Raw genomic sequence first — 22,748 nt, forward strand, 5'->3', positions numbered from 1 at the left:
AAAATGATGGCTCTTTGCGTCATAATCAGGACTCAATTCCTGTGCTTAAGCTTCGGTATTCACTTGGAGATATATGAGACCAACGTTTAAATTGTCTACTGAAATGAGCTATATCTCGATAACCAAGAATTGAAGCGATGTCGTGAATGGATAGCCGTGGATTCGCAAGAAGCAACTTAGCCTCATGAAGAACTAGCTCAGATAAATAAGCCCGCGGGGATTGATTAAATACTTGTCGGAATACACGGTTACAGTGAGAAGGGCTAATCCCAAGTTCTGAGGCGATATCATCAATGCCATAATGCTGCTCAAGCGCTCCCTCTTGTTTGAAATGCTGATTAAGGAGGCCCTGAACTCGATTTCGAATCTGATGCGCGAGTTCGACTTTATCATAAGCAGAACTAGAGAAATGGATGACCTCATTGGATATAGCTTCCCACAAATGACCAAATAACTCGAAGATCGCAGATTGTAACTGCATGTGATGAGCCATGGTCTTCTTCTCGGTATTGCTTACGATATCAATTAATTTAGACATGACAGGCTGAACTTGGTGAGTGACGGGGCTGTCACTAGGAAATAATACTTGTTCCATACGACTAAGCACAGAGAGAAATATGCGATCATCGATGTCAAAATGAATGCAAAAATAACTAAAAGGAGCGTCATTACCACTTCGACTGGAATGGGTATCTCCCGGACGGAGTAAGATTAGATCACCTGCACGTTGCAGATAATCTTGGCCTCCTACTGTCATAAACTGTTCTCCATCAAGAACAACATTAATTTCATATTGTGGGTGGACATGCTCGGGATATTCCCAATGACTATGTACACGTCTTAGATGCATACCGACTAAGTTAACGGTCGTTCGAATATCTGGAATCATAATTTCACTAATACTTTGTCCCATTTCTGGTGGGAGATAAGAAGATGCCAAGGTGATTACCTCCAACTCTAATTAATCAGCACTAATTTCATCATAACTGATATAGCTTGATTTGGGTAAATAAATGATTGATTTGACAATGGTAACGCCTTATTTACCATGCTAGGATGAATAAGAATTAATATACGTCTATCCATTTCATTGACGGTACGAAAGGGGTTTAATATCATGAGCAACAACATTTTCTTTAACGCACAGCACTCACCAATAGGTGCATTTGCTAGCTTTACTTTGGGGTTCCGTGGAAAAAAGGGTGGGCTTGGACTCGAACTTGGTAAACCAGCGGATCAGAATATATATATCGGTATGCAGTCAAAAGATGGACAATCTTATGAGGCACTTCCTTTCTTTGAAGGTGTAGAAGATGAGAGTGCTAGATATGACGTAGAGAAGAAAGAAGAAATGGGTAAGGATGAAGTTAGTGATAGTGATAATGAACGTGTAGGCGGGGGATATCTAGCGCCGAACCCTATCATTACGACATTCCAAGAAAATGACATTTATAGGGAGTTTAAGACGGGTGTGGATACGTGGCATGCAGGGGATATGACGTTCAGTATCTATTCCCCCGTTCGATCGGTTCCAGAGCCTGGAACTCTTGATGCAGAGTTAATGAAAGCAGCGATTGTACCTGCTGTATTCGCTGAGCTCACACTTGATAATACAGAAGGTAAGGGTTCTCGCAAAGCGTTTTTCGGATATGAAGGAAGTGATCCGTATAGTGCGATGCGGCTTATTCAAGGAAACGGACAGGGGCAACTTACGGGTGTAGGTCAGGGACGTATGACAGCGATTGTATCCAATGATCCTGGCATTATTGCTGTTCAAGGTTTTACAATTGACAAGGTGTTGTCTGAACCTCTAGCAAGTAATAGGGCCTTCGGACTTGGTAACACAGCAGCACTACTGATGGAAGTTCCAGCAGGTGAGAAGCGGACATTTAAATTCGCTGTCTGCTTTTATCGTGGTGGTATCGTAACAACAGGGATCGACGCTTCGTACTATTACACACGTTATTTCTCCAACATAGAGGAAGTGGCGAAGTATTCACTGGAAAAATTTTCAGAGTTAACAACATCATGTGAATCAGCTAGTGCTATTGATTCATCAAGCTTATCGAAGGATCAAGCGTTTATGTTAGATCATGCTATTCACAGTTATTATGGAAGCACACAATTCCTAGATGCTGCTGGGGAACCGATCTGGGTTGTCAATGAAGGGGAGTACCGGATGATGAATACGCTAGATCTAACAGCGGATCAGTTATTCTTCGAGTTGATGATGAACCCATGGACTGTACGTAACGAGCTTGAATTATTCGTATCCAATTATAGCTACGAAGATCACGTGAACTTCCCTGGGGATCGTCGTGATTATCCAGGAGGACTAACATTTACACATGATATGGGTATTGCAAATGCCTTCTCTCGTTCACAATATTCAGTTTATGAAATGGCAGGTCTTCATGGTTGCTTCTCTTATATGAGTCATGAGGAATTAGTGAACTGGCTCTGTTGTGCTCTTGTGTACATCGATCAGACACAGGATAAAGAATTCAAAGATAAAATGTTACCTGTTATTCGTGAATGCTTCCAGAGTATGCTTAATCGTGATCATCCAGAACGTGAGAAACGTAATGGAATGATGGGTCTGGACAGCAGTCGTACAGAGGGTGGAACAGAAATTACAACGTATGATAGTCTGGATGTCTCCCTTGGACAGTCACGTAATAATATTTATATGGCAGGCAAATGCTGGGCAATATATGTGGCTCTTGAACAGTTATTCGCACTAGAGGATCTCTCACATTTATCTAAAGAAGCTGGTGAACAGGCGGATAAATGTGCTGCATCAGTTGCAGAGAAGCTGACAGAACAGGGTTATATTCCAGCTGTTATCGATGAGAATAACGATTCCAAGATTATTTCAGCCATTGAAGGTCTAGTATTTCCATACTTTATGGGTTGTGAAGAAGCACTTGATATTAATGGACGATACAGTCAATATCTGAAGGCATTACAGACACATCTAAGAACAGTACTTGTGAAAGGGACTTGTCTCTTCGACAATGGTGCCTGGAAACTTTCCTCCACGAGCAATAACTCATGGCTTAGCAAAATATACTTGGCTCAATTTATAACAAGAGAGATTATGGATCTTCCATGGGATGAGAGTGGGGTAGTGGCTGATGCAGCACATGTAGAATGGCTACTACATCCAGAATTATCTTATTGGTGCTGGAGTGATCAAATCTTAAATGGGTTAATAGAGGGAAGCAAGTATTATCCACGTGGGGTTACTGCGATTCTATGGTTGTTCGAAGGTAAAGGCAACCGTCTAGTCCAATAGTATACTCATGTGACATTCTATTTACGAGATATTATTTTAATAAGTCACAGTGGCCAATCTAATGGAGAAACCATAGTGACTTATTTTTATTAATTATTCACAAACCTTTTGATTGTATTATTTGATTAATGCGGTTACAATTGTGGAATAAACACGCTTTCACAGTAAAAGAGGGTTATTATGCGTAGCGAAGATATCGCCAAACTCGCCGGGGTGTCTAGAAGCACAGTATCCCGTGTCATTAACAATTATTCTAACGTGCCAGCTAAGACACGTGAGAAGATCATGAAGATTATTGAAGAGTATCAATATGAACCTAACACTTCTGCAAGAGTATTAGCAGGTAAGAGTACGAATACGATTGGACTCTTTGTTGTTAGTACAGCAGAGAAGCACAATCCGAACCGCATTTATCAGAATAATTACTTTGCACCTTTCGTAGATGCACTGGTTGATACGGCTAACGCTATCGGATATTATGTGTTGATTCATACGATTTTCTCAGAAGATGATTTCTTGAAGGTGAAGCAAGCATTTCAGCAGAAAAGAATTGATGGAGGCATCATAGTAGGGACCGAGAATAATATGGCTATGGCTAGGGTCATTGCTGATCTAGACGTTCCTTTTGTACTCATTGACTATGACATTGCAGAGTTGCTTGAGAATCGATTGGATCGTAATAACCTAGCGGTTATTAACTCTAAGGACTTTGAGGGTGCAGCTTGGGCAGTCGAACATTTGATTACTTTGGGACATCGAGATATCGCATTTATAAGCGGCAGGCAGAATACCTACTCTGGTCGTCAGAGATATGATGCTTACGTCACTACGATGGTAAAGCACGAATTAAAAGTGGATGATAGATTTATCCTTAGTGGGGATTTCTTACGAGGTAAGGCATATCAAGAGGTTAAAAAGTTACTACAAGGGGATAAGGCATCTTGGCCGACGGCTATTTTTTCAGCCAATGATGAGATGGCTCTTGGAGCCATGGATGCGTGTAAAGAGCTGGGTATTATGATTCCTGAAGATCTATCTCTGATCGGATTTGATGATATTCCCGTAGCCTCTCAACTGAATCCAAGCCTAACTTCTGTTAGCTTGCCTATATATGAGATGTCTAAGAAGGCAGCACATAGTCTAGTCGACATGTGCGTGAAGGGAAGTACCTCCTTCAGTACGATTAGTTTTACAACCCAGTTAATGATTAGGGAGACCTGCAGGAAACTGGATTCTTCATATTAAGGTGAATATCGTGCTCTAAGAGCAATTTATTCGCCACTCTATTCTAAGGTGTCCCTAACAAAGGGTTCATCCAACGCGCAATAAACACGCGTTTATACAATCTTTTAACTTTGAGAGGAGTTTTGTAAGATGAAGTACGGTTTTTTCGATGATAAGAATAAAGAATACGTGATTAACACACCTAAAACCCCATATCCATGGATCAACTATCTTGGGAATGAGAAATTTTTCGGCTTAATGTCAAATACATCAGGGGGTTATTCTTTTTATCGTGATGCACGCCTCCGCAGATTGACTCGTTATCGCTATAATAATATTCCGGTTGATAACGGTGGCCGTTATTTCTATCTTTATGACGAAGGAGATTTCTGGACTCCAGGTTGGATGCCAGTAAAGAGAGATCTTGATTTCTACGAATGTCGTCATGGTCTTGGTTATACTTCAATCACTGGTGAAAGAAATGGAATTCGAGTTAACCAATTGGCACTTGTTCCTTTGAATTATAACGGTGAAGTACATAAAGTAACCGTGTCTAATACATCTAATGCTACGAAAAAAGTGAAGTTGTTCTCCTTTGTAGAATTCTGCTTGTGGAATGCTTACGACGATATGACGAACTTCCAACGTAACCTGAATACTGGTGAAGTTGAAGTGAAAGACTCTGTTATCTATCACAAAACAGAATATCGCGAACGTCGTAATCATTTTGCATTCTTCTCTGCAAACCGTCCAATGGATGGCTTCGATACAGATCGTGAGTCTTTCCTAGGTCTATATAATGGTCTAGAAAATCCACAGGTAGTGGCTGCTGGACAATCCTCCAACTCTGTTGCAAGTGGTTGGTCTCCAATCGCTTCTCATTGTATGGAAATTGAACTTGCTCCAGGGGAAGAAATTAGCTACAACTTCATACTTGGTTATGTTGAGAACCCAGAAGAAGAGAAATGGGAAGCACTGGATGTCATCAACAAAACACGCGCTGAAGCAATGATTGCGCAATTTGCGAACGAATCAGATGTAGACAGAGCGATGGATGAACTTCAAGCTTACTGGAGTGATCTTCTTTCGAAATATACGATCAACAGTGGTGACGATAAACTGGATCGTATGGTTAACATTTGGAATCCATATCAATGTATGGTTACCTTCAACATGTCACGTTCGGCATCGTATTTTGAGTCTGGTATTGGTCGTGGTATGGGCTTCCGTGATTCTAACCAAGATTTACTTGGATTCGTACATCAGATTCCAGAACGTGCGAAAGAACGTATTATCGATATCGCGTCTACTCAATTTGAGAATGGCGGAGCTTATCATCAGTACCAACCATTAACGAAACAAGGTAACAATGAAATCGGTGGTGGATTCAATGATGATCCACTATGGTTGATCCTTGGAACCGCTGCTTATATTAAAGAAACTGGAGATTTCAGTATTCTTGATGAAGAGGTACCATTCGATAGCAATCCGAATAACACGGCAAGCTTGTTCGAGCACTTGAAACGTTCTTTCTACCACGTTATTGAGAACATGGGTCCTCATGGTTTGCCACTTATTGGTCGCGCAGACTGGAACGATTGCCTGAATCTAAACTGTTTCTCTAATGTACCAGATGAGCCTTACCAAACAACTCAGAACATTGAAGGACGTACAGCAGAATCCGTATTTATCGCAGGTCTGTTTGTCTTTACGGGTCCAGACTTCGTGGAACTATGCAAACGTAGAGGTCTTGATGAAGAAGCTGCAATTGCACAGAAACACATTGATACGATGCGTGCAACGACGTTGGAACATGGATTTGATGGTGAGTGGTTCTTGCGTGCTTACGACCATTATGGTAACAAAATCGGAAGTAAAGAGAATGAAGAAGGACAAATCTTCATTGAACCACAAGGATTCTGCGTTATGGCTGGTATTGGCGTAGAAGAAGGATTAGCGAAGAAAGCATTGGATGCAGTTGAGGAAAGATTGGATACGAAATATGGTATCGTTCTTCAGAATCCACCATACTCCAAATATTATATTAACCTTGGAGAAATCTCTTCATATCCACCAGGATATAAAGAAAATGCAGGTATTTTCTGCCACAACAATCCTTGGATTATGATGGCTGAGACAACAATTGGCCGCGGAGATCGTGCATTTGAACTTTACAAGAAGATCGCTCCTGCATACTTGGAAGAGATCAGTGATGTTCACCGTACAGAGCCATATGTATACTCACAAATGATCGCTGGTAAAGATGCTGTTCGTCAAGGTGAAGCGAAGAACTCATGGTTGACAGGTACTGCAGCATGGAACTTCGTAGCGATTACACAAGCTATTCTTGGTATTCAACCAGAATATGATGGATTAAGAGTAAACCCTTGTATTCCAACCGCTTGGGATGGCTTCAGCATCACTCGTGTGTTCCGTGGAGATACTTTCGTGATTAACATTACCAATCCAAACCATGTAACTAAAGGCGTTGCTTCTGTTACTGTGGATGGTAAACAAATCGAAGGTAACATCCTTCCAGTTATCGGAGACGGTAAGTCTCACCAAGTGGAAGTTGTTCTAGGTTAGTACTCTTTCATTATTATAAAATCTTCAAAGATTTATGAAGGATTCCGCTACCTTCAATAAATTGAATTTAAACCATCTTTTGCACAATATATTTGTGCGAAAGATGGTTTTTTGATATAAGAAACATACGTGGCTTTTATGTTGCACCCACAAAATAAAAGTAAAACCTTTTAACGCAAGGTCCGCGTAAGTAAGAAAATTAATTTCGAAAATAGTGAATTAAAGAATAAACACAGGTACGATGTAGCCGTCTTTCTCTATGGGATAATTGGTATGCACCATAGAGGCCTCATGGCATATTTTATTGGCTCAGACTCTACAAAGTCAATATTTTATGGGAGACGAGTATTAGACAGTAGTTGATAAGGGTTTGATAATAATTAATAGTGAATAGCACTGAGTGCATTCAGAATTAATGAACTATGCCGAAGTAGCGAAGAGAACGGAATTGTCCTGAAGAAGCGGTAGCGTTCGCCTACAAGCTTTCCGTAGGAAAGCTACCTCGTAAGCCAATACTGCCATCGGATTTCAACCGCTATTGAGGTTATATAATCAAGAAATCTGAGGGCAACAACGATCGTAAGGACAATCCGTTATCGTAGCGGCATCAGTACGTATAATTAAGAATAACAGAAACATTATGAGCTCACTTCCTTATCCATCGTTTATAATAAGTATAGATAGGCTGGTATTATAGAAGTAGACCTTAATGGAGTTGATAACATGCAGATACAGGACCAATACAATCGAGGCCTTAGAGATTTACGGATATCGGTAACAGACAGATGTAATTTTCGGTGTAGATACTGTATGCCTGAAGAGATATTTGATAATAATTATGCTTATCTACCTAAGAAAGATATTCTGAGCGTAGATGAGATTATACGATTAGCACGAATATTTACTGCTCTTGGAGTTGAAAAAATACGAATTACAGGTGGAGAACCACTACTTCGTAAAGATTTGTCGGAGATTATTGAGGGTGTATCTCACATTCCACAGATTCATGATGTGGCGCTTACGACCAATGGTAGCCTTCTGGCTAAACAGGCTCAACGCTTAAAAGATTCAGGGTTAATGAGAATTGCTATAAGCTTGGATGCCTTAGATGATCATATCTTTATGCAAATGAATGGGGGGCGTTCCCATGTCCAACCTATTCTTGATGGCATTGAAGCTGCAGCAGAAGCTGGACTTAAGGTCAAAGTAAACATGGTAGTACAAAAAGGGGTAAATGATGAATCCATTCTGTCTATGGTGGATTACTTCCGAGTGAAGGGGCATATTCTTCGCTTAATCGAATATATGGATGTTGGTAATACGAATGGTTGGAACTGGGACCAAGTGGTTAGCAAGAAAGAAATGTTAGACCGAATCCATTCAGAGTGGCCATTAGAACCGTTAGATCCTAATTATTCGGGGGAAGTTGCTTCACGCTATCGTTTTCTAGATGGAAAAGGAGAAATAGGTATTATCTCATCCGTAAGTGATGCATTTTGCTCTACCTGTACAAGAGCACGATTATCCGCTGATGGGACGTTATATACTTGTCTATTCGCTAGCAAAGGATATGAATTGCTACCCCTCCTTCGTTCAGGTGCTTCAGATGAGGAGATTACATCTGTTCTCATGGATATATGGTATAACCGACATGATCGGTATTCGATAGATAGAGGTAAAAGCAGTAATCATAACGAGGAGGGTCATAAAGTTGAAATGTCACGAATCGGTGGTTAGAGCTCACTTGGACACATCTTTGAGTTAAATAGGGTGGATCGTTAACCAGTTTTGTCATGTTGGTTACGATCCACCCTATTTATTCTGTTCTTATATAGGTAAATCAAATGTATCATTCTTTGTCTTCAGTAATGTCACCATCGTATCCATTCAATAGATCCGTGCCATGCACAACTTCAATTGGAGGCGCAGCTGGATCGATAGGACTGTTCATTTGGATATCATCGGCATCTGGAACATCTTCGAGAGCGGTCGTCTCATTCAATACCAATTCTTCATTCTCCGATTCAATCTGATTCACTCTAATATCATCTTCAGGGATGACCATTTTTTACGACACTACGTGTAGAATCATTCATTAGGATAACCTCCTTTTTCCCTCCTAGTCATTCGAAAGTTATGTGTAAGAGATATCAATCATCATTTTCCGAGAGAAGCTTAAAGTTACACCCTTTTTACTGAAACAATCCACGATTCAAAAAATCACGTGATTTATTTTTTGAAAATCATGACATAGAGAAGGTTTATTGTATAAATATATAGAATGTATACATAATTATTAATTTACCACTTTTAAAATTTAATTCTTGAGGTGCCACTTATTATGAAGTTTGTACCCAAACTGATAGCCATTATAGTTGTATTGATATTGATCTCTTGTATTTTTAACACAACATCTTACGGAGAACTGAAGAATACGAGTACACAGATGATTTCAGAGTGGCAGATTAAATGGACCTTAGAGGACGACTTAACAGCACGAGATTCAATCTTAGAACAACCTGAAGGCTGGATGGATACTAATTCTAAACAGCCCTTACCTACTAAACCTAATTCTAATTCCTCTGCCTGGTTCAAAATTCAACTGCCCAAGATGAATTTGCATACACCCACATTATTGCTCAAAACCATCTATGGCCGACATATTGTGGTCAGAACGAGTGACACTATCCTATATGAGTCACAGCGAACTTATAATTATGAACAGAATAAGATTATGATTCCTTTAAGAACAACAGATTCTAACGGGGTATTATATATAGGGGTATCAGGTGATAAACAGAGAATAGGATTTCATAACCAGATCGTTCTAGGCAATAACTCTGAATTATTACCAATGTTTGTTAAAACAAATCTAATGGATATGATTTTAGGTAGTTCATTCATATTTCTCTCGTTCGTTATGCTGATTTGCTCTCTATTTACGAGAAAAACATTTCTCTCCAACTGGATTGCTCTATCTATCGTGATATTAACGATAGGTATATTGATGATTACGTATTCATCTTATTTATATTCAATAGATGGAGGGCATGGGGAGCTATATACGACTCTTTTTGACTGTGCATTGTTTATGTTATTACCATCGTTAACGTATTTTTTTGAGGGAATATTTGGTGGTGGGTATTATGGTGTTATCCGACACTTCCGTAGATTTCAGGTTGGATATTCTAGCCTTTGTTGCTTATGTATGTTCTTGAATTCGATGATTTCAGATGAATATGTCGGACTTTATTATTTTATTTCTGTTAAAGTATTAGGATCTGTCATTATTGTTCAGTGTGTATTATTGGTTATAACCTCTATTCTTTATGCCATGAAAGGTAATAAGGATGCTGCTATTCTGTCTATAGGACTGGTCCTGTTTGTAGGCACTTCCCTATTGGAGATGATCTACTTTTATTCAGAATCAGAAAATTATGATTTTTTTGCTTGGAAGTGGGGAGCTGTAGGTTTTGTTACTGTACTCATTATTATTATAGGCAGAAGATTTGCTATTAATCATAATCAGATTGTTAAATATTCAAAGGAATTAGAGTTATTTAATAATGAATTGCAACGTTCTGAGAAGATAGAGATCATTGGTGAGCTAGCTGCATCAGTGGCACATGAAGTAAGGAACCCGTTACAGGTTACAAGAGGATTCCTCCAATTATTGACAAAAAAGTGTGAACAAGAGAAGCAACAAGAATATTTGAATCTGGCACTGGAAGAGTTGGATAGTGCTTCGAATATTATTACGGATTTCCTGACATTTGCTAAACCAGAATTGGATCACATTAGTGTGCTTAATATTCGGGATGAGTTAATACATATTGAAGGAATTCTATTGCCACTAGCTAACCTCTCGGGTGGAGAAATCATCGTGAATATACCTCGAAACCTCATGATTAGGGGGAATTCATCTAAATTTAAGCAGGCTCTTATAAACATCATTAAGAATAGTATTGAGTCGTGGCATCAGGAAGGTCATGTTAAAATATGGGCATATAGAGATAGCTCCATTATCGTTATTCATATTCAAGATAATGGAGAAGGAATGAACGAGGAAGAACTAACGAGATTGGGAGAACCCTATTTCTCGAACAAAACGAAAGGGACAGGTTTAGGATTAATGGTAACCTTTCGAATTATTGAAGCGATGCAAGGTAAAATTCATTTTATTAGTCAGAAAGGGGTTGGGACAGAGACGATTATCACGTTTCCTTCTATCTCAGAGTAAATCTTTGATAGAGGGAATATCGGATGACGTACGGATCCCAACCCTTTAGCAGTAATCTATGAAGTAGATGGTAATAGGATTACCAAATTGCTTTTGTTTGAATGTCATCCGGACTTGTTCCGGTTGGGCTAGAAGGAAGCACTAGATAGAATACATCGGATGACTCCTCTACCAATCTAAGCTTGATGTGTTCTGGAATGATAACCCCAAGTGCTTCTTTGATGGCTTTTTTAGGATCCGATAACAGTAGTGCTTTGAAACTTGGATCCTCCCATGCTTTATTAATGACTTGTGTTTGAAGGAGAGCCTGCTGTGTCAATAGAATCACCCTTTCAAATAAATGGTTATTATTTACTTATCAAGAATACCATGGATAATGATATAAATCTACATTAATTTATATTTTTTGACAACCAGTACTCTAATCCCCCCTTTTCTCTCAATAATCGATTCTCTTCGATCGTGTCTGAGTCTTGCCTTAAGTGATTAACGAGCGTTTCATGGAATGAGGTAAGGTAAGGAATGTCGAAAGCCAACCGTTGAATATATGTATGATTACTTCGAGCAATATCTGAATACCGTTTCATAACATTGCGCACAAAGATCGCATTCTTAATCTTCTCAACACTTAAAGGTTCTCCTTGGTCATTCTCCGCTCTAATCATAGATAATAACCCGTTATAGTTTCCTTCCTCCCAATCTTCCTTCCAATCAACCCAGTCATCCGCCATTTGTAAGGTTGTTAAGACGTGATCGATGAAATCTGAAACTATGGGAATTAGATCTGATTGCCCTGAAAGGATTAGTGCACCTGTGCTTGATAACTTGAGAGGACTAGCTTTTCTAGCTATCCATAATATATTTGTTTGAAAGTAATCTTGCTGATCTTCATTGGAGACACTATCTGCCCATTCTGTGATGTATTGATGGAAGTAGAGCCAGAATGGAGAATCAGAAGGGAAATAGGATATGTAAATTTCGAGGAACTGCAATTGAAGTAAATTGGCAAGTGGTATTTGATCTCGATCTAGCTTGGTTGTACTATCCATGATGTCATCTTGAATGAAGAAGTATAACATGGCAAATACATTACCCACAGATAGTTGAACATAGTCTTCCTTCGGAAGTTGGGTTAATTCCTTCAACCAGAAAGGTAAAAGGTAACAAATGTAATTCTTTGAGCTATCTTCGTGGCGTGCATCAAACTTATTTAAGTAAGAGAGCCCTTTGTGATTAAGCGGAGGTGGGAAGGTAGATATGATACGGTGTGATTCGTTAAATACTTGTGCTATTTCTTTTTCGAAATCTGTGTACCACTGCATGGGATGATCACCTAATTAGTAGAATTTTTTAGTATCACGTTGCAGATTCTAAGGGTGAGATTACTTTAATAGAATTATAGAGATAAAACATACTAACTAGATTATTTTAACATATATTCCTAAAGAAGCCTATTAGAAGTTTTTCTTTCAAAAAAAGAATTATTTATTTATTTCTAATAGGGTCTTGAATAAAGGGAAGTTACGAAGTTTGTCGAATTTTAGAATGATGATGAGTGCTACTATCTTTATTCTTGAGGTGTGTCTATGAAGTGGATTTTGAGAAAAATGAGTATAACCATAATTGTCTTCATCATCATTATCATTATCATATCTTCTCTTTACATGAATACTAGATCTGCGTTGGATCCAACCGAGAATAAGGCTAATGTGACAGAAATTACGAGATGGGAATTCATGTTGGATCAGGGCAATAGAGATGTAACTAGATTTCTGAGAGATCATAATTCTTCAAATGTATGGAATTGGCGCGACGCTAACCAAGTGATAAGAAAAGGTAATTCAGAATCAGATGCCGTATGGCTGAAATTTAGAATACCCGCAATTGGTGGAACCTCTACTCCTAGCATATTAATCAATAATATTTATGCTAAGGAAATCTCAATTTACGTAGACAAAATGTTGATTTATGAAAACAAAAGAGATTATTCGTATGATGTAAATCAAATTTTACTACCTATTAGTCGTCAAGATACGGGTAAGGAACTGCTGATAAAGGTATCTTCTGAGAGAGAGAGACTCGGAATGGCAGAGGAAATACTAGTAGGAGACTATCAAACACTGCTTAGGTCGTTCGTTAAGGAGAATTTGATAGATATTATTTTTGGGAGCACTATTATTTTTGTAGCATTCGTTATGTTATTGTGTAGTCTTTTTTTGAAAAGAGAGCAGTTGAACGAATGGTTATCACTAACTATCGTATTAATATCCATGGGGACAATGATCATTACATACTCTCCTTTTTTATATACTCATTATGGGGAATATGGACAGTTATATACAACATTATTTGATATATCATTACTTATTTTCTTACCTGCGTTAACTTACATATTCGAGAATATGATTGGAGTCAGCCATTGTAGAGTCATTAACAAATTCAGAAAATTTCAAGTGTGTTACTCCATGTTTTGTTTGATATTTATGGTTATAAATATACTGTTTGATCATGCTCTTTATAGTGCCAACTATTTCATATCCGTAATCATATTAGGTGTATTTATAATTATTCAGGGACTTCTGCTAGGGATTAGCGCATTATACTATGCTATTAAGGGTAATAAAGACGCTATGATCATAACTACGGGCTTTGTGGTATTCCTTTTAATCGTCATATCAGAGTTGTTATGGTACTTTGTACAAAAGGGTAATTATGAGTTCTATCTATGGAAATGGGGAATCATGGCCTTCGTGATTTCATTAATCGTTCTACTAGGTAGAAAGTTCGCTTTAAATCATCGTCGTGTCGTTGAATACTCTAAGCAACTCGAACGGTTTAATAATGAGTTACAACGCTCTGAGAAAATGGATATTATCAGTGAACTAGCAGCTTCAGTAGCCCATGAGGTGAGGAATCCACTTCAAGTAACGAAGGGATTCTTGCAATTGTTGGAGGAGAAATCGGAACCCAAAGAAAAGGGGTATCTTAACCTTGCCCTTGAGGAACTAGAGAGAGCATCAAATATTATTACTGACTTTTTAACATTTGCTAAACCTGAACTTGAACAGATTACGCTAATTGATATATCTAGAGAGTTTAAGCATATCGAGGGAATTCTGTTACCGTTAGCGAACTTTGAAGGGGGAACGGTAGAAATAGATATCCCTTCAGGGCTTCTTATCCGTGGGAATTCATCTAAGTTTAAACAAGCTCTCATTAATATGATTAAGAACAGTATTGAAGCTTTAGGTGATCAGGGGTTTATTCGCATTTGGGCTTATACAGTCAACGGAGAAATTCAAATTCATATTCACGATAATGGTCAGGGTATGGATGCGGAGGAGATTATACGATTAGGAGAACCGTACTATTCCAATAAGACGAAAGGTACAGGTCTCGGTCTAATGGTGACTTTTAGAATTATTGAAGCGATGGATGGCACAATTACGTTTACAAGTGAAAAAGGCATTGGAACCGTGGCTATTATTTGTTTTCCTGTTGCCCGTGAAGAAGATGATATGATAACAAATAATTGTTATAACTAACAGATTGTTTTGTTATTGTCATTCATGTATGCTGTGTTTAATGAGTTAAATTTCTGAATTGAGATCAGGGTGATGGGTATGCGAGGAAAAGTTACGGTACAAGAAATTGCTGACTTAGCAGGTGTTTCTAAATTTGCTGTATCCCGATCTTTATCTGGGAAGTCAGGTGTCAGTGTCCAGACAAGAGAAATGATTCTAAAAGTTGCAGGGCAGTTAGGGTATTTCAAGAATGAGTCTAAGCGATTTGCTAACATAACGGATGATCATAAAACACAGAAAGTCCAAGGGACCATTCTCGTTCTATTTCCTAATGTGCGATATCAGAACAAAGAATCATTATACTGGGGACCTGTATTTGATGGGATATCTACTCGGTTAAATCAGAAAGGGCTAGATATTCTGACCTTAACGGAACCAAGTAGTGATAATTTATTTTCTTTGCTTAATCCGGAAGCTATTCAAGGAATTATTACAGTTGGGTCAGTCTCCACATCTATTTTATTAGATATTAATCGATTAAATATACCTGTCGTTATGGTGGACCATACGGATCAGGCATTCCACTGCGACACTATTTTTACAGATAATTTCACTTGTATGAAAGAAATTATGACTAAATTATACAGTAAGGGTTATAAGAAATATCAGTTCGTTGGGAACATTAATGATGCAACTAGCTTTTATGAACGTTGGATTGCCTACAAGACTGCTCTTGAAGAGTATGGGATTGTTAACGAACAATTGACCATGTTACTTGGTCCGGAAGAGGAACAACATAAGGGTATCACGTTAGCGTTCGAGAAGGGAGAACTCCCTGAAGTATTTGTATGTTCTAATGATACAACAGCGTTGTTTGCGATCGAGTCTTTGGAGAAAGTAGGGGTAGAAACTCCAGGTCCATGTGCTGTAACTGGATTTGATAACACACATGAGACATTGCCTATATTAGCAACAGTGAACGTGAAGAAGGAATTATTGGGTATGAGAGCTGTAGATCAGATGCTCTGGCGGATTATAAATCGTGAATCTTCGTTTGAGAAAAAGCTCATTTATGCGGATACGATTGTACGTGATTATAATATGGTAAAGAGTACGTAACTTCCAATTTCATAGCAAATATGTACGAGAAATAGCTATATTATGATTGTTGAAAAAATCATAATATAGCTATTTTTTGTTATGTTACGAATAACAAAATCAAATTTATTCAGGTTGCTACTTTATGTATAAATGTTGATATTATAGGGTTTTGATGTCGAATTTTCATGGATTATCAAAACAAATATAAATGCAACAAAACAAAATATAAAATAATTTAAAAATCGTTTGACTATAATTATTTCTGGATGGTATTGTTGTTTTGTGGAATGATTATCCATGTTTGGATATGTAAGATTATCCAATATTCAGGAGAGGTTATGTTAAGGGGAGCGAAATTAGAGTGGGAGGTTGGGAAATGAAAAAAGTGAAATTATTATCAATGACGATGGTATGTTTCATGTTATTGCTATCGGCTTGTAGTGCAGGTAACAATGCGCCAAAAAGTGAAAACGCTACCAAAAATGAAGTCGTTGCACCTAAGGAAGAAGTGAAAACTGAGCCAGAACCGACAGAAGAGAAGGCTGTAGATCTAGGTGGACGTATAATTAAAATGGCTGCATGGTGGGATCTAACACCAGCGGGTACCACTGCATCTGACAAAGCACGCTTAGCTAAGATTGCTGAGCTTGAGAAGAAATACAACATGAAAATTGAATTTGTAAACGTACCGTTTGATGAATATATGGATAAATTTACGACGACTGTACTTGCAGGTGAACCTTTCGCAGATATCGTGTTACTGGAATATAAATCAGCACTTCCAGCAGTGTTAAAGGGCCAGTTGCTTCAGTTAAGTGACTTTACAAAACCAGAATCTAATATAAATAATGATCAACATTTAGCGGTAAAAAGCCCAAGTTTAGCTGGTGCTGAGTATGCCTTTGATACGCCCACTACCCTTGCTGTAGGTATGCATTATAACCGAGATCTTTTTAAAAAATTAGGATTACCCGATTTACAGGAACTGTACAACAAAGGCGAATGGAATTGGGAGAAATTTATTGAAGTTTCCAAACTAGCAACTAAGGATACTGATAATAACGGAAAAATGGACACATATGGCTTCTCTGGATGGGCTGCTCAAGTAGGGCGGATTCTCGTAGCAGCGAATGGTGCTAAAGTTGCTGATGATGCAACGAGTAAAGAGGGTCTGTCTAATCCTAAGACTCTTGAAGCTATGGAGTTCTTAAACCGGTTATATAATGTGGAGAATGTTGTGAAAATTAAAACAGGTGATAAAACGAACTGGGAGGAAACGAATACTTTTAAGGATGGAGACGTAGCGATGTTCGTCGCTGCCGAATGGCAAATGCCAGATTTAACGTTTGATGTAGGAATTGTTCCTATTCCGAATGGACCTCAAGGAAGCAAAGAAGTAACGTACGCGAATACGGCGGCAGCAGCTCGATTTATTCCAAAGGGTGTTAAAGATCCTGAAATTGTATATCAAATCTTCGAAGAGATGCAAGATGTTCCGCAACTCGAAGATTATCCTGGGCAAGATTATTTAGAAAGTCTTTATGGTCATGAAGAAGATATCCAAATGATTCGTGAACATATTTATGGTACAGGAATTATCGTACTTGATGAGGCGTATCCTGAATACCCATTCAACAGTATGGTTGAAGATGTGATTAAGAATAATGCATCTGTTACTGCTACGGCTGAGAAATACAAACAGCAGGCACAAGCCTCAATTGATAAGCTCGGTAAATAGTAGAACCTAGCATAGAGAATATTGCTAACAACAAGAGTGCCGCAATGGTGCACTCTTGTTGTTAGCAAAATATAAGAATTTATGAGTATTTCTGCTTATAAATAGGCTTATATTTCAACGCTAAACTCTTCTTCGCCGCTAAAGGATGGCGAGGCCGTTTATGCTTGTTCATGCCCTGTTGATGGGAGTAGGGGTTGAATGAAAAGGGAATTTAGCTGTTTAGTGCTTATGGGGGGGCTTGCATTGATCGTTACCAATCAACGTCTAAAAAAATCGGTTGCCACTATGTTGACGGGTATTCTGTTTATTACCATTCTGATTCCCGCGTCCAAGCAAGTGGTCGTGGCTGATGCAGAATTAGTTGAAGTCTCGAGTCAAGAAGAGAGGGCCTCTAGCCGTGATTCGATGTTAGTGACAGATGAAATCTCAACATACAGTGATTATTTGGAACAATATAAGGAAACGTCACTTCCAGATCATGAAGTGGTGATAGAAGCCAGTAACTACGTCAAATTTGAGGGACAAGGGTTCAACAAGTTGGAGCAATATGAAGGCATGGAGGGCACATCACTTTCAACGGGTGAGCAGGGCGAAGTGGAATGGAATGTTCACATAGACCAGGCAGGTCTGTATAATCTATCGGCCCTTTATTATCCCATGGAAGGGAAAAGCTCAAATATTGAGCGTTCATTGCTTATTGATGGCAAACTTCCCTTTGAGGAGGCAGCTTATATTCAATTTGATCGAATTTGGGACAATGAGCTACAAGAAGTACAAATGGATAATCAGGGAAATGACCTCCGGCCACAACAGATGGAGCACCCCGAATGGCGTGAAGTAGTGCTCAAAGATTCTGAAGGCTATTACGATAACCCATTTCAATTCTATTTGAGCATGGGAGATCATACCGTAACCTTCTTATCACAACGAGAGCCCATGGTTGTTAAACATTTGAAGTTATTTCAAGCTACTCGATCTCTATCTTATGAAGAGTTATTGAGGCAGTATGAAACAGATAAGATTCAGGAGACAGAAGGTGTTCTCGTTGAAATTCAAGGAGAAGACGCGATCGCCAAATCTTCACCAACCTTATATCCAGTCAGTGAACGATCAAGTCCTGCTGTCTATCCATATAGTCCTTCCAAGGTGAAGGTGAACACCATCGGAGGTTATAATTGGCGCATTCCAGGGCAGTGGATTGAATGGGAGGCTGATATCCCTGAGACTGGGTTATATCAAATTGCCTTTAAATCACAACAGAATTTTGTGAGGGGGATTTATTCTTCACGCATATTAACCATTGATGGTGAAGTTCCTTTTCAAGAAATGGAAAAGGTCGCATTTAAATACAAGAGTGGTTATCGTCTCGATGTGATGGGTGGAGATGATCCCTATATGTACTATATGGAGAAGGGCAAGCATGTCCTAAGACTTGAAGTGAGTCTGGGGGAATTCGCACCATTAATTCGTGATGTAGAAGATAGTTTATTCAATCTGAATGCGATGTATCGCAAAATATTAATGATTACCGGTACGAAACCAGATGAAGTTCGTGATTATCGAGTTGAACAGCAGATTCCTAATCTATTAGAAGTATTTCAAACGGAAAGTGAGAGACTGCAATCGGTAGCGAAGCAATTGAAAGAATTATCAGGACAGAGTAGTGATCAAGAAGCGCTACTCAAGACAATGGCCATGCAACTGGATGAAATGATTGATGAACCTGACACAATTCCAAGAAGGTTACAAGCTTATAAGGCGAATACAGGTGGTCTAGGAACATGGCTACAGAAGGCAAGAGAACAACCCCTAGAGATTGATACGATTTATATTGCGTCTAAAGGAACAAAATTGCCTACGGATGGCATGGGATGGTTCTCTAAATTGTGGCACGAGTGGCTTACGTTCTTATATTCCTTCTTTATTGATTACAACCAGATTGGAAATGTATCCAAAGAAAAGGAACAAAGAACAGTAACGGTATGGGTCGGTAGCGGCAGGGACCAGGCAAACACCATAAAATCGATGATCGATGAGAGTTTCACATCAGAAAGTGGAATTAGTGTCAATCTGAAGCTTGTCCAGATGAACACACTGTTATCTGCAACGTTAGCGGGGCAAGGACCTGACGTAGCTATGCAGATCGCAAATGATATTCCAGTGAACTATGCCATGAGAAATGCGACAACGAGTTTAACTCAGTTCAGCGATTATGAGGAAGTAGCAAAGCGTTTTCGTAATAGTGCGATGGTTCCTTATACATACAATGAAGGTGTATACGCACTGCCTGAGACGCAAACATTCAATATGTTATTTTATCGAAAAGATGCGTTGAAGGAGTTAGGTCTAGAAGTTCCGCAGACTTGGGATGATGTACAGAATTTACTTGCTGTCCTAAATAAGAATCATATGGAGTTCGGACTTCCTCTGGTATTAGTACCTTCATACCCAGGAGAGAATATTGCTCCAAATTCCATCTATGCTATTCTGCTTATGCAATCTGGTGGTGCATTCTATCGAGATGGTGGGAAAGCATCGGATCTTGATTCAAGAACGGGAACAGAAGCGTTCAAGCAATGGACGGAGTTCTATACGGATTACAAGCTTGAGAAAGAATACGATTTCGCGAATCGATTCCGCACGGGCCAAATGCCAATTGGAATTGCAGACTATACGATGTATAACCAATTGTCTGTATTTGCTCCTGAAATTCGTGGGATGTGGGGATTCGTTCCTGTTCCAGGAACAGAGCAAAGTGACGGGACACTAAGTCGTGAAGTTCCAAGCGGTGGTAATGGCGTGGTTATGATGAAATCAACAGAGGATAAAGAAGCAGCATGGGAATTCATGAAGTGGTGGACTAGTGAAGATACACAGGTACAATATGGGCGTGAAATGGAAGGATTGATGGGAGCGGCAGCGCGGTATCCGACAGCGAATATCAATGCCCTCGATCAACTCCCATGGCCTGTTACTGACTATGAGAATCTGAAGGCACAATTTGAATGGGTACAGGGGATTCCTGAGGTACCTGGGGGTTATTTTACAGGTCGCCATCTGCTTAATGCGTTCTACAAAGTAGTTAATAATCAAGTCGAACCTCGAGAAGCTCTTATGGATTATACCCAATATATTCAAGATGAAATTCGTACTAAACGCAAAGAATTCGGTCTGCCAGATTAAAGGAGGGGTCAAGGATGCAGCATTCTACTATACAAGAGACAACGTTAGAAGTTGAGACAGGCAAGCCTGTCCCCCAGCCTAACTCCTGGTGGGCAATGAAGAAAAAGGCGATAAAGGCTAACAAACACTCTTATGTTCTGATGGCACCCTACATGATACTGTTTGGTTTATTTACGATCTTACCTGTTATGATGTCTATCATTATCAGTTTTACTTATTTCAATATGTTAGAATTTCCGCATTTTGTAGGTTGGCAGAATTACATGCGGCTATTTCTAGAAGATGATGTATTTCTAATAGCGATCAAAAACACACTGTTATTCGCGGCGATTACTGGCCCGATCAGTTATATGGCATGTTTCATTTTCGCTTGGGTTATCAATGAGTTGTCCCCTAAATGGAGAGCCTTTATGACATTGGTGTTCTATGCGCCCTCTATTTCTGGAAACGTATTCTTTATATGGCTTATGATATTTTCCGGTGATCGATATGGTATTGCTAACGGGTTCTTAATCAAGTGGGGGATTCTGCTAGAACCGATTCAATGGTTAAAGACTGAGGCTTATATTATGCCAATTATTATTCTTGTGCAATTATGGCTAAGTCTAGGTACAGGATTTCTAGCTTTTATTGCGGGGCTACAGACGGTAGACAGGACATTATACGAAGCGGGTGCGGTAGACGGTGTGAAGAATCGGTGGCAGGAGCTATGGTATATCACATTGCCATCGATGCGACCGCAATTAATGTTTGGAGCTGTAATTCAATTGACTACTTCCTTCGCGGTATCGGATGTATCCATCTATCTCGCAGGGTTCCCAAGTGTTAATTATGCAGCAGAGACCATCGTCACGCACCTTATAGATTTCGGAACTATCCGTTTTGAGATGGGTTATGCATCAGCGATCGCGACTGTGTTATTTATTATTATGGTAGGAAGCAATTTGATCATACAAAAACTATTACGCAAGGTGGGTGAATAATCGGATGAACTTCTCCCTGCGACTGCGTAAAAAAAGGGTGAACCGTTCTTTATTTGGTAACCTGTCCCTGTTCTTACTGCTATGTGTAGTGGGAGTTTTTATGATACTACCCTTGGTTTATGCCATTAATAATGCATTCAAACCGTTAGATGAGATCTTCTTGTTTCCACCAAGATTATTTGTACGTAATCCAACGATGGGTAACTTCACGGATCTTATTAATTTGCTAGGTAATTCATGGGTACCTTTTTCTCGATATATTTTCAATACGGTATTCATTACCGGAATGGGCATTGTGGGGCATGTACTATTAGCATCAGCATCAGCTTATCCGCTAGCGAAACATAAATTCCCGGGTGGTAAATTTCTATTCCAGATGGTCGTGTTATCGCTTATGTTCACTGCTGCTGTAACAGCGATCCCTAACTATATGATCATGTCATGGATTGGGCTAATTGATACGTATTGGGCTGTTATTGTCCCTGCATTTGCCTTTCCACTGGGTCTTTATTTAATGAAGCAGTTCATGGAACAAATCCCGGATGCCTTGCTCGAAGCGGCGAAGATCGATGGTGCAAGTGAATATCGTATCTTCTGGACCATTGTCATGCCTAATGTGAAGCCAGCTTGGCTTACACTTATTATTCTCTTATTCCAAATGTTATGGGGTTCGGATGGGAATGGATTTATCTATAGTGAACAGTTGAAATCTCTCCATTATGCGGCGAATCAGATTGTGCAAGGTGGAGTCGCTCGGGCGGGAGTAGGAGCTGCGGTAGCTCTTATTCTGATGAGTGTTCCGATTACTCTGTTTGTTTTTTCACAGAGCCGTATTCTTGAGACGATGGCCACATCTGGCATGAAGGATTAG

General features: G+C 39.3%; 15 protein-coding genes. 11 read left to right on the forward strand and 4 right to left on the reverse strand.

All coding sequences use genetic code 11. The annotated features are described in order from the left end of the window. Window positions 1-25: 25 nt before the first annotated feature. Window positions 26-940, reverse strand: a complete 915-nt coding sequence (locus AC1D69_RS05430; protein WP_495455119.1) for an AraC family transcriptional regulator — start codon at window positions 938-940, stop codon at window positions 26-28. A 177-nt stretch (window positions 941-1,117) separates the two neighbouring features. On the opposite strand from AC1D69_RS05430, the gene AC1D69_RS05435 reads away from it, so the two are divergent. From AC1D69_RS05435 to moaA, 4 genes are all read left to right on the forward strand, one after another. After that, on the forward strand, window positions 1,118-3,298 hold the full coding sequence (locus tag AC1D69_RS05435; protein ID WP_495455120.1) for a glycoside hydrolase family 52 protein: 2,181 nt from the start codon (window positions 1,118-1,120) through the stop codon (window positions 3,296-3,298). A 180-nt stretch (window positions 3,299-3,478) separates the two neighbouring features. Continuing rightward, window positions 3,479-4,543: a LacI family DNA-binding transcriptional regulator gene (locus tag AC1D69_RS05440; RefSeq protein WP_495455121.1), complete on the forward strand. Its 1,065-nt coding sequence runs from the start codon at window positions 3,479-3,481 to the stop codon at window positions 4,541-4,543. 129 nt (window positions 4,544-4,672) lie between these two features. Further along, complete coding sequence (locus AC1D69_RS05445) at window positions 4,673-7,108, forward strand: glycoside hydrolase family 94 protein (protein WP_495455122.1); 2,436 nt, start codon at window positions 4,673-4,675, stop codon at window positions 7,106-7,108. A 723-nt stretch (window positions 7,109-7,831) separates the two neighbouring features. Beyond that, window positions 7,832-8,845 (forward strand): GTP 3',8-cyclase MoaA, encoded by a 1,014-nt coding sequence (gene moaA, locus AC1D69_RS05450; RefSeq protein WP_495455123.1) that lies wholly within the window; start codon window positions 7,832-7,834, stop codon window positions 8,843-8,845. Window positions 8,846-8,957: 112 nt separating this feature from the next. Here moaA and AC1D69_RS05455 read toward each other — a convergent pair whose 3' ends face one another. Next, window positions 8,958-9,173: a hypothetical protein gene (locus AC1D69_RS05455; protein ID WP_495455124.1), complete on the reverse strand. Its 216-nt coding sequence runs from the start codon at window positions 9,171-9,173 to the stop codon at window positions 8,958-8,960. A gap of 276 nt (window positions 9,174-9,449) precedes the next feature. Here AC1D69_RS05455 and AC1D69_RS05460 point away from each other — a divergent pair, with 276 nt between their 5' ends. After that, entirely contained in the window at window positions 9,450-11,348 is a 1,899-nt protein-coding gene (locus AC1D69_RS05460) for an ATP-binding protein (protein WP_495455125.1), read from the forward strand. 79 nt (window positions 11,349-11,427) lie between these two features. Here the strand turns inward: AC1D69_RS05460 and AC1D69_RS05465 are convergent, their stop codons facing one another. Together AC1D69_RS05465 and AC1D69_RS05470 are read right to left on the reverse strand one after the other, a co-directional pair. After that, complete coding sequence (locus AC1D69_RS05465; RefSeq protein ID WP_495455126.1) at window positions 11,428-11,667, reverse strand: NHLP leader peptide family RiPP precursor; 240 nt, start codon at window positions 11,665-11,667, stop codon at window positions 11,428-11,430. 73 nt (window positions 11,668-11,740) lie between these two features. Beyond that, complete coding sequence (locus tag AC1D69_RS05470) at window positions 11,741-12,670, reverse strand: hypothetical protein (RefSeq protein ID WP_495455127.1); 930 nt, start codon at window positions 12,668-12,670, stop codon at window positions 11,741-11,743. A 285-nt stretch (window positions 12,671-12,955) separates the two neighbouring features. Between AC1D69_RS05470 and AC1D69_RS05475 the strand changes: the two genes are divergently transcribed. The 6 genes from AC1D69_RS05475 (at window position 12,956) to AC1D69_RS05500 (ending at window position 22,748) form a co-directional block, all read left to right on the forward strand. Beyond that, on the forward strand, window positions 12,956-14,893 hold the full coding sequence (locus tag AC1D69_RS05475; protein WP_495455128.1) for an ATP-binding protein: 1,938 nt from the start codon (window positions 12,956-12,958) through the stop codon (window positions 14,891-14,893). Between the two features lie 78 nt (window positions 14,894-14,971). Beyond that, a complete protein-coding gene (locus AC1D69_RS05480; RefSeq protein WP_495455129.1) occupies window positions 14,972-15,991 on the forward strand; it encodes a LacI family DNA-binding transcriptional regulator in 1,020 nt (339 codons plus the stop codon). Between the two features lie 358 nt (window positions 15,992-16,349). Next, on the forward strand, window positions 16,350-17,711 hold the full coding sequence (locus AC1D69_RS05485) for an ABC transporter substrate-binding protein (protein WP_495455130.1): 1,362 nt from the start codon (window positions 16,350-16,352) through the stop codon (window positions 17,709-17,711). A gap of 198 nt (window positions 17,712-17,909) precedes the next feature. Next, window positions 17,910-20,894 (forward strand): extracellular solute-binding protein, encoded by a 2,985-nt coding sequence (locus AC1D69_RS05490; RefSeq protein WP_495455131.1) that lies wholly within the window; start codon window positions 17,910-17,912, stop codon window positions 20,892-20,894. A 95-nt stretch (window positions 20,895-20,989) separates the two neighbouring features. Beyond that, on the forward strand, window positions 20,990-21,877 hold the full coding sequence (locus tag AC1D69_RS05495) for a carbohydrate ABC transporter permease (RefSeq protein WP_495455303.1): 888 nt from the start codon (window positions 20,990-20,992) through the stop codon (window positions 21,875-21,877). A 4-nt stretch (window positions 21,878-21,881) separates the two neighbouring features. Next, the gene (locus tag AC1D69_RS05500; protein ID WP_495455132.1) at window positions 21,882-22,748 is read left to right on the forward strand and encodes a carbohydrate ABC transporter permease; all 867 of its coding nucleotides are present in this window, start codon (window positions 21,882-21,884) and stop codon (window positions 22,746-22,748) included.

The sequence above is a fragment of the Paenibacillus sp. Y301 genome (assembly GCF_059445505.1).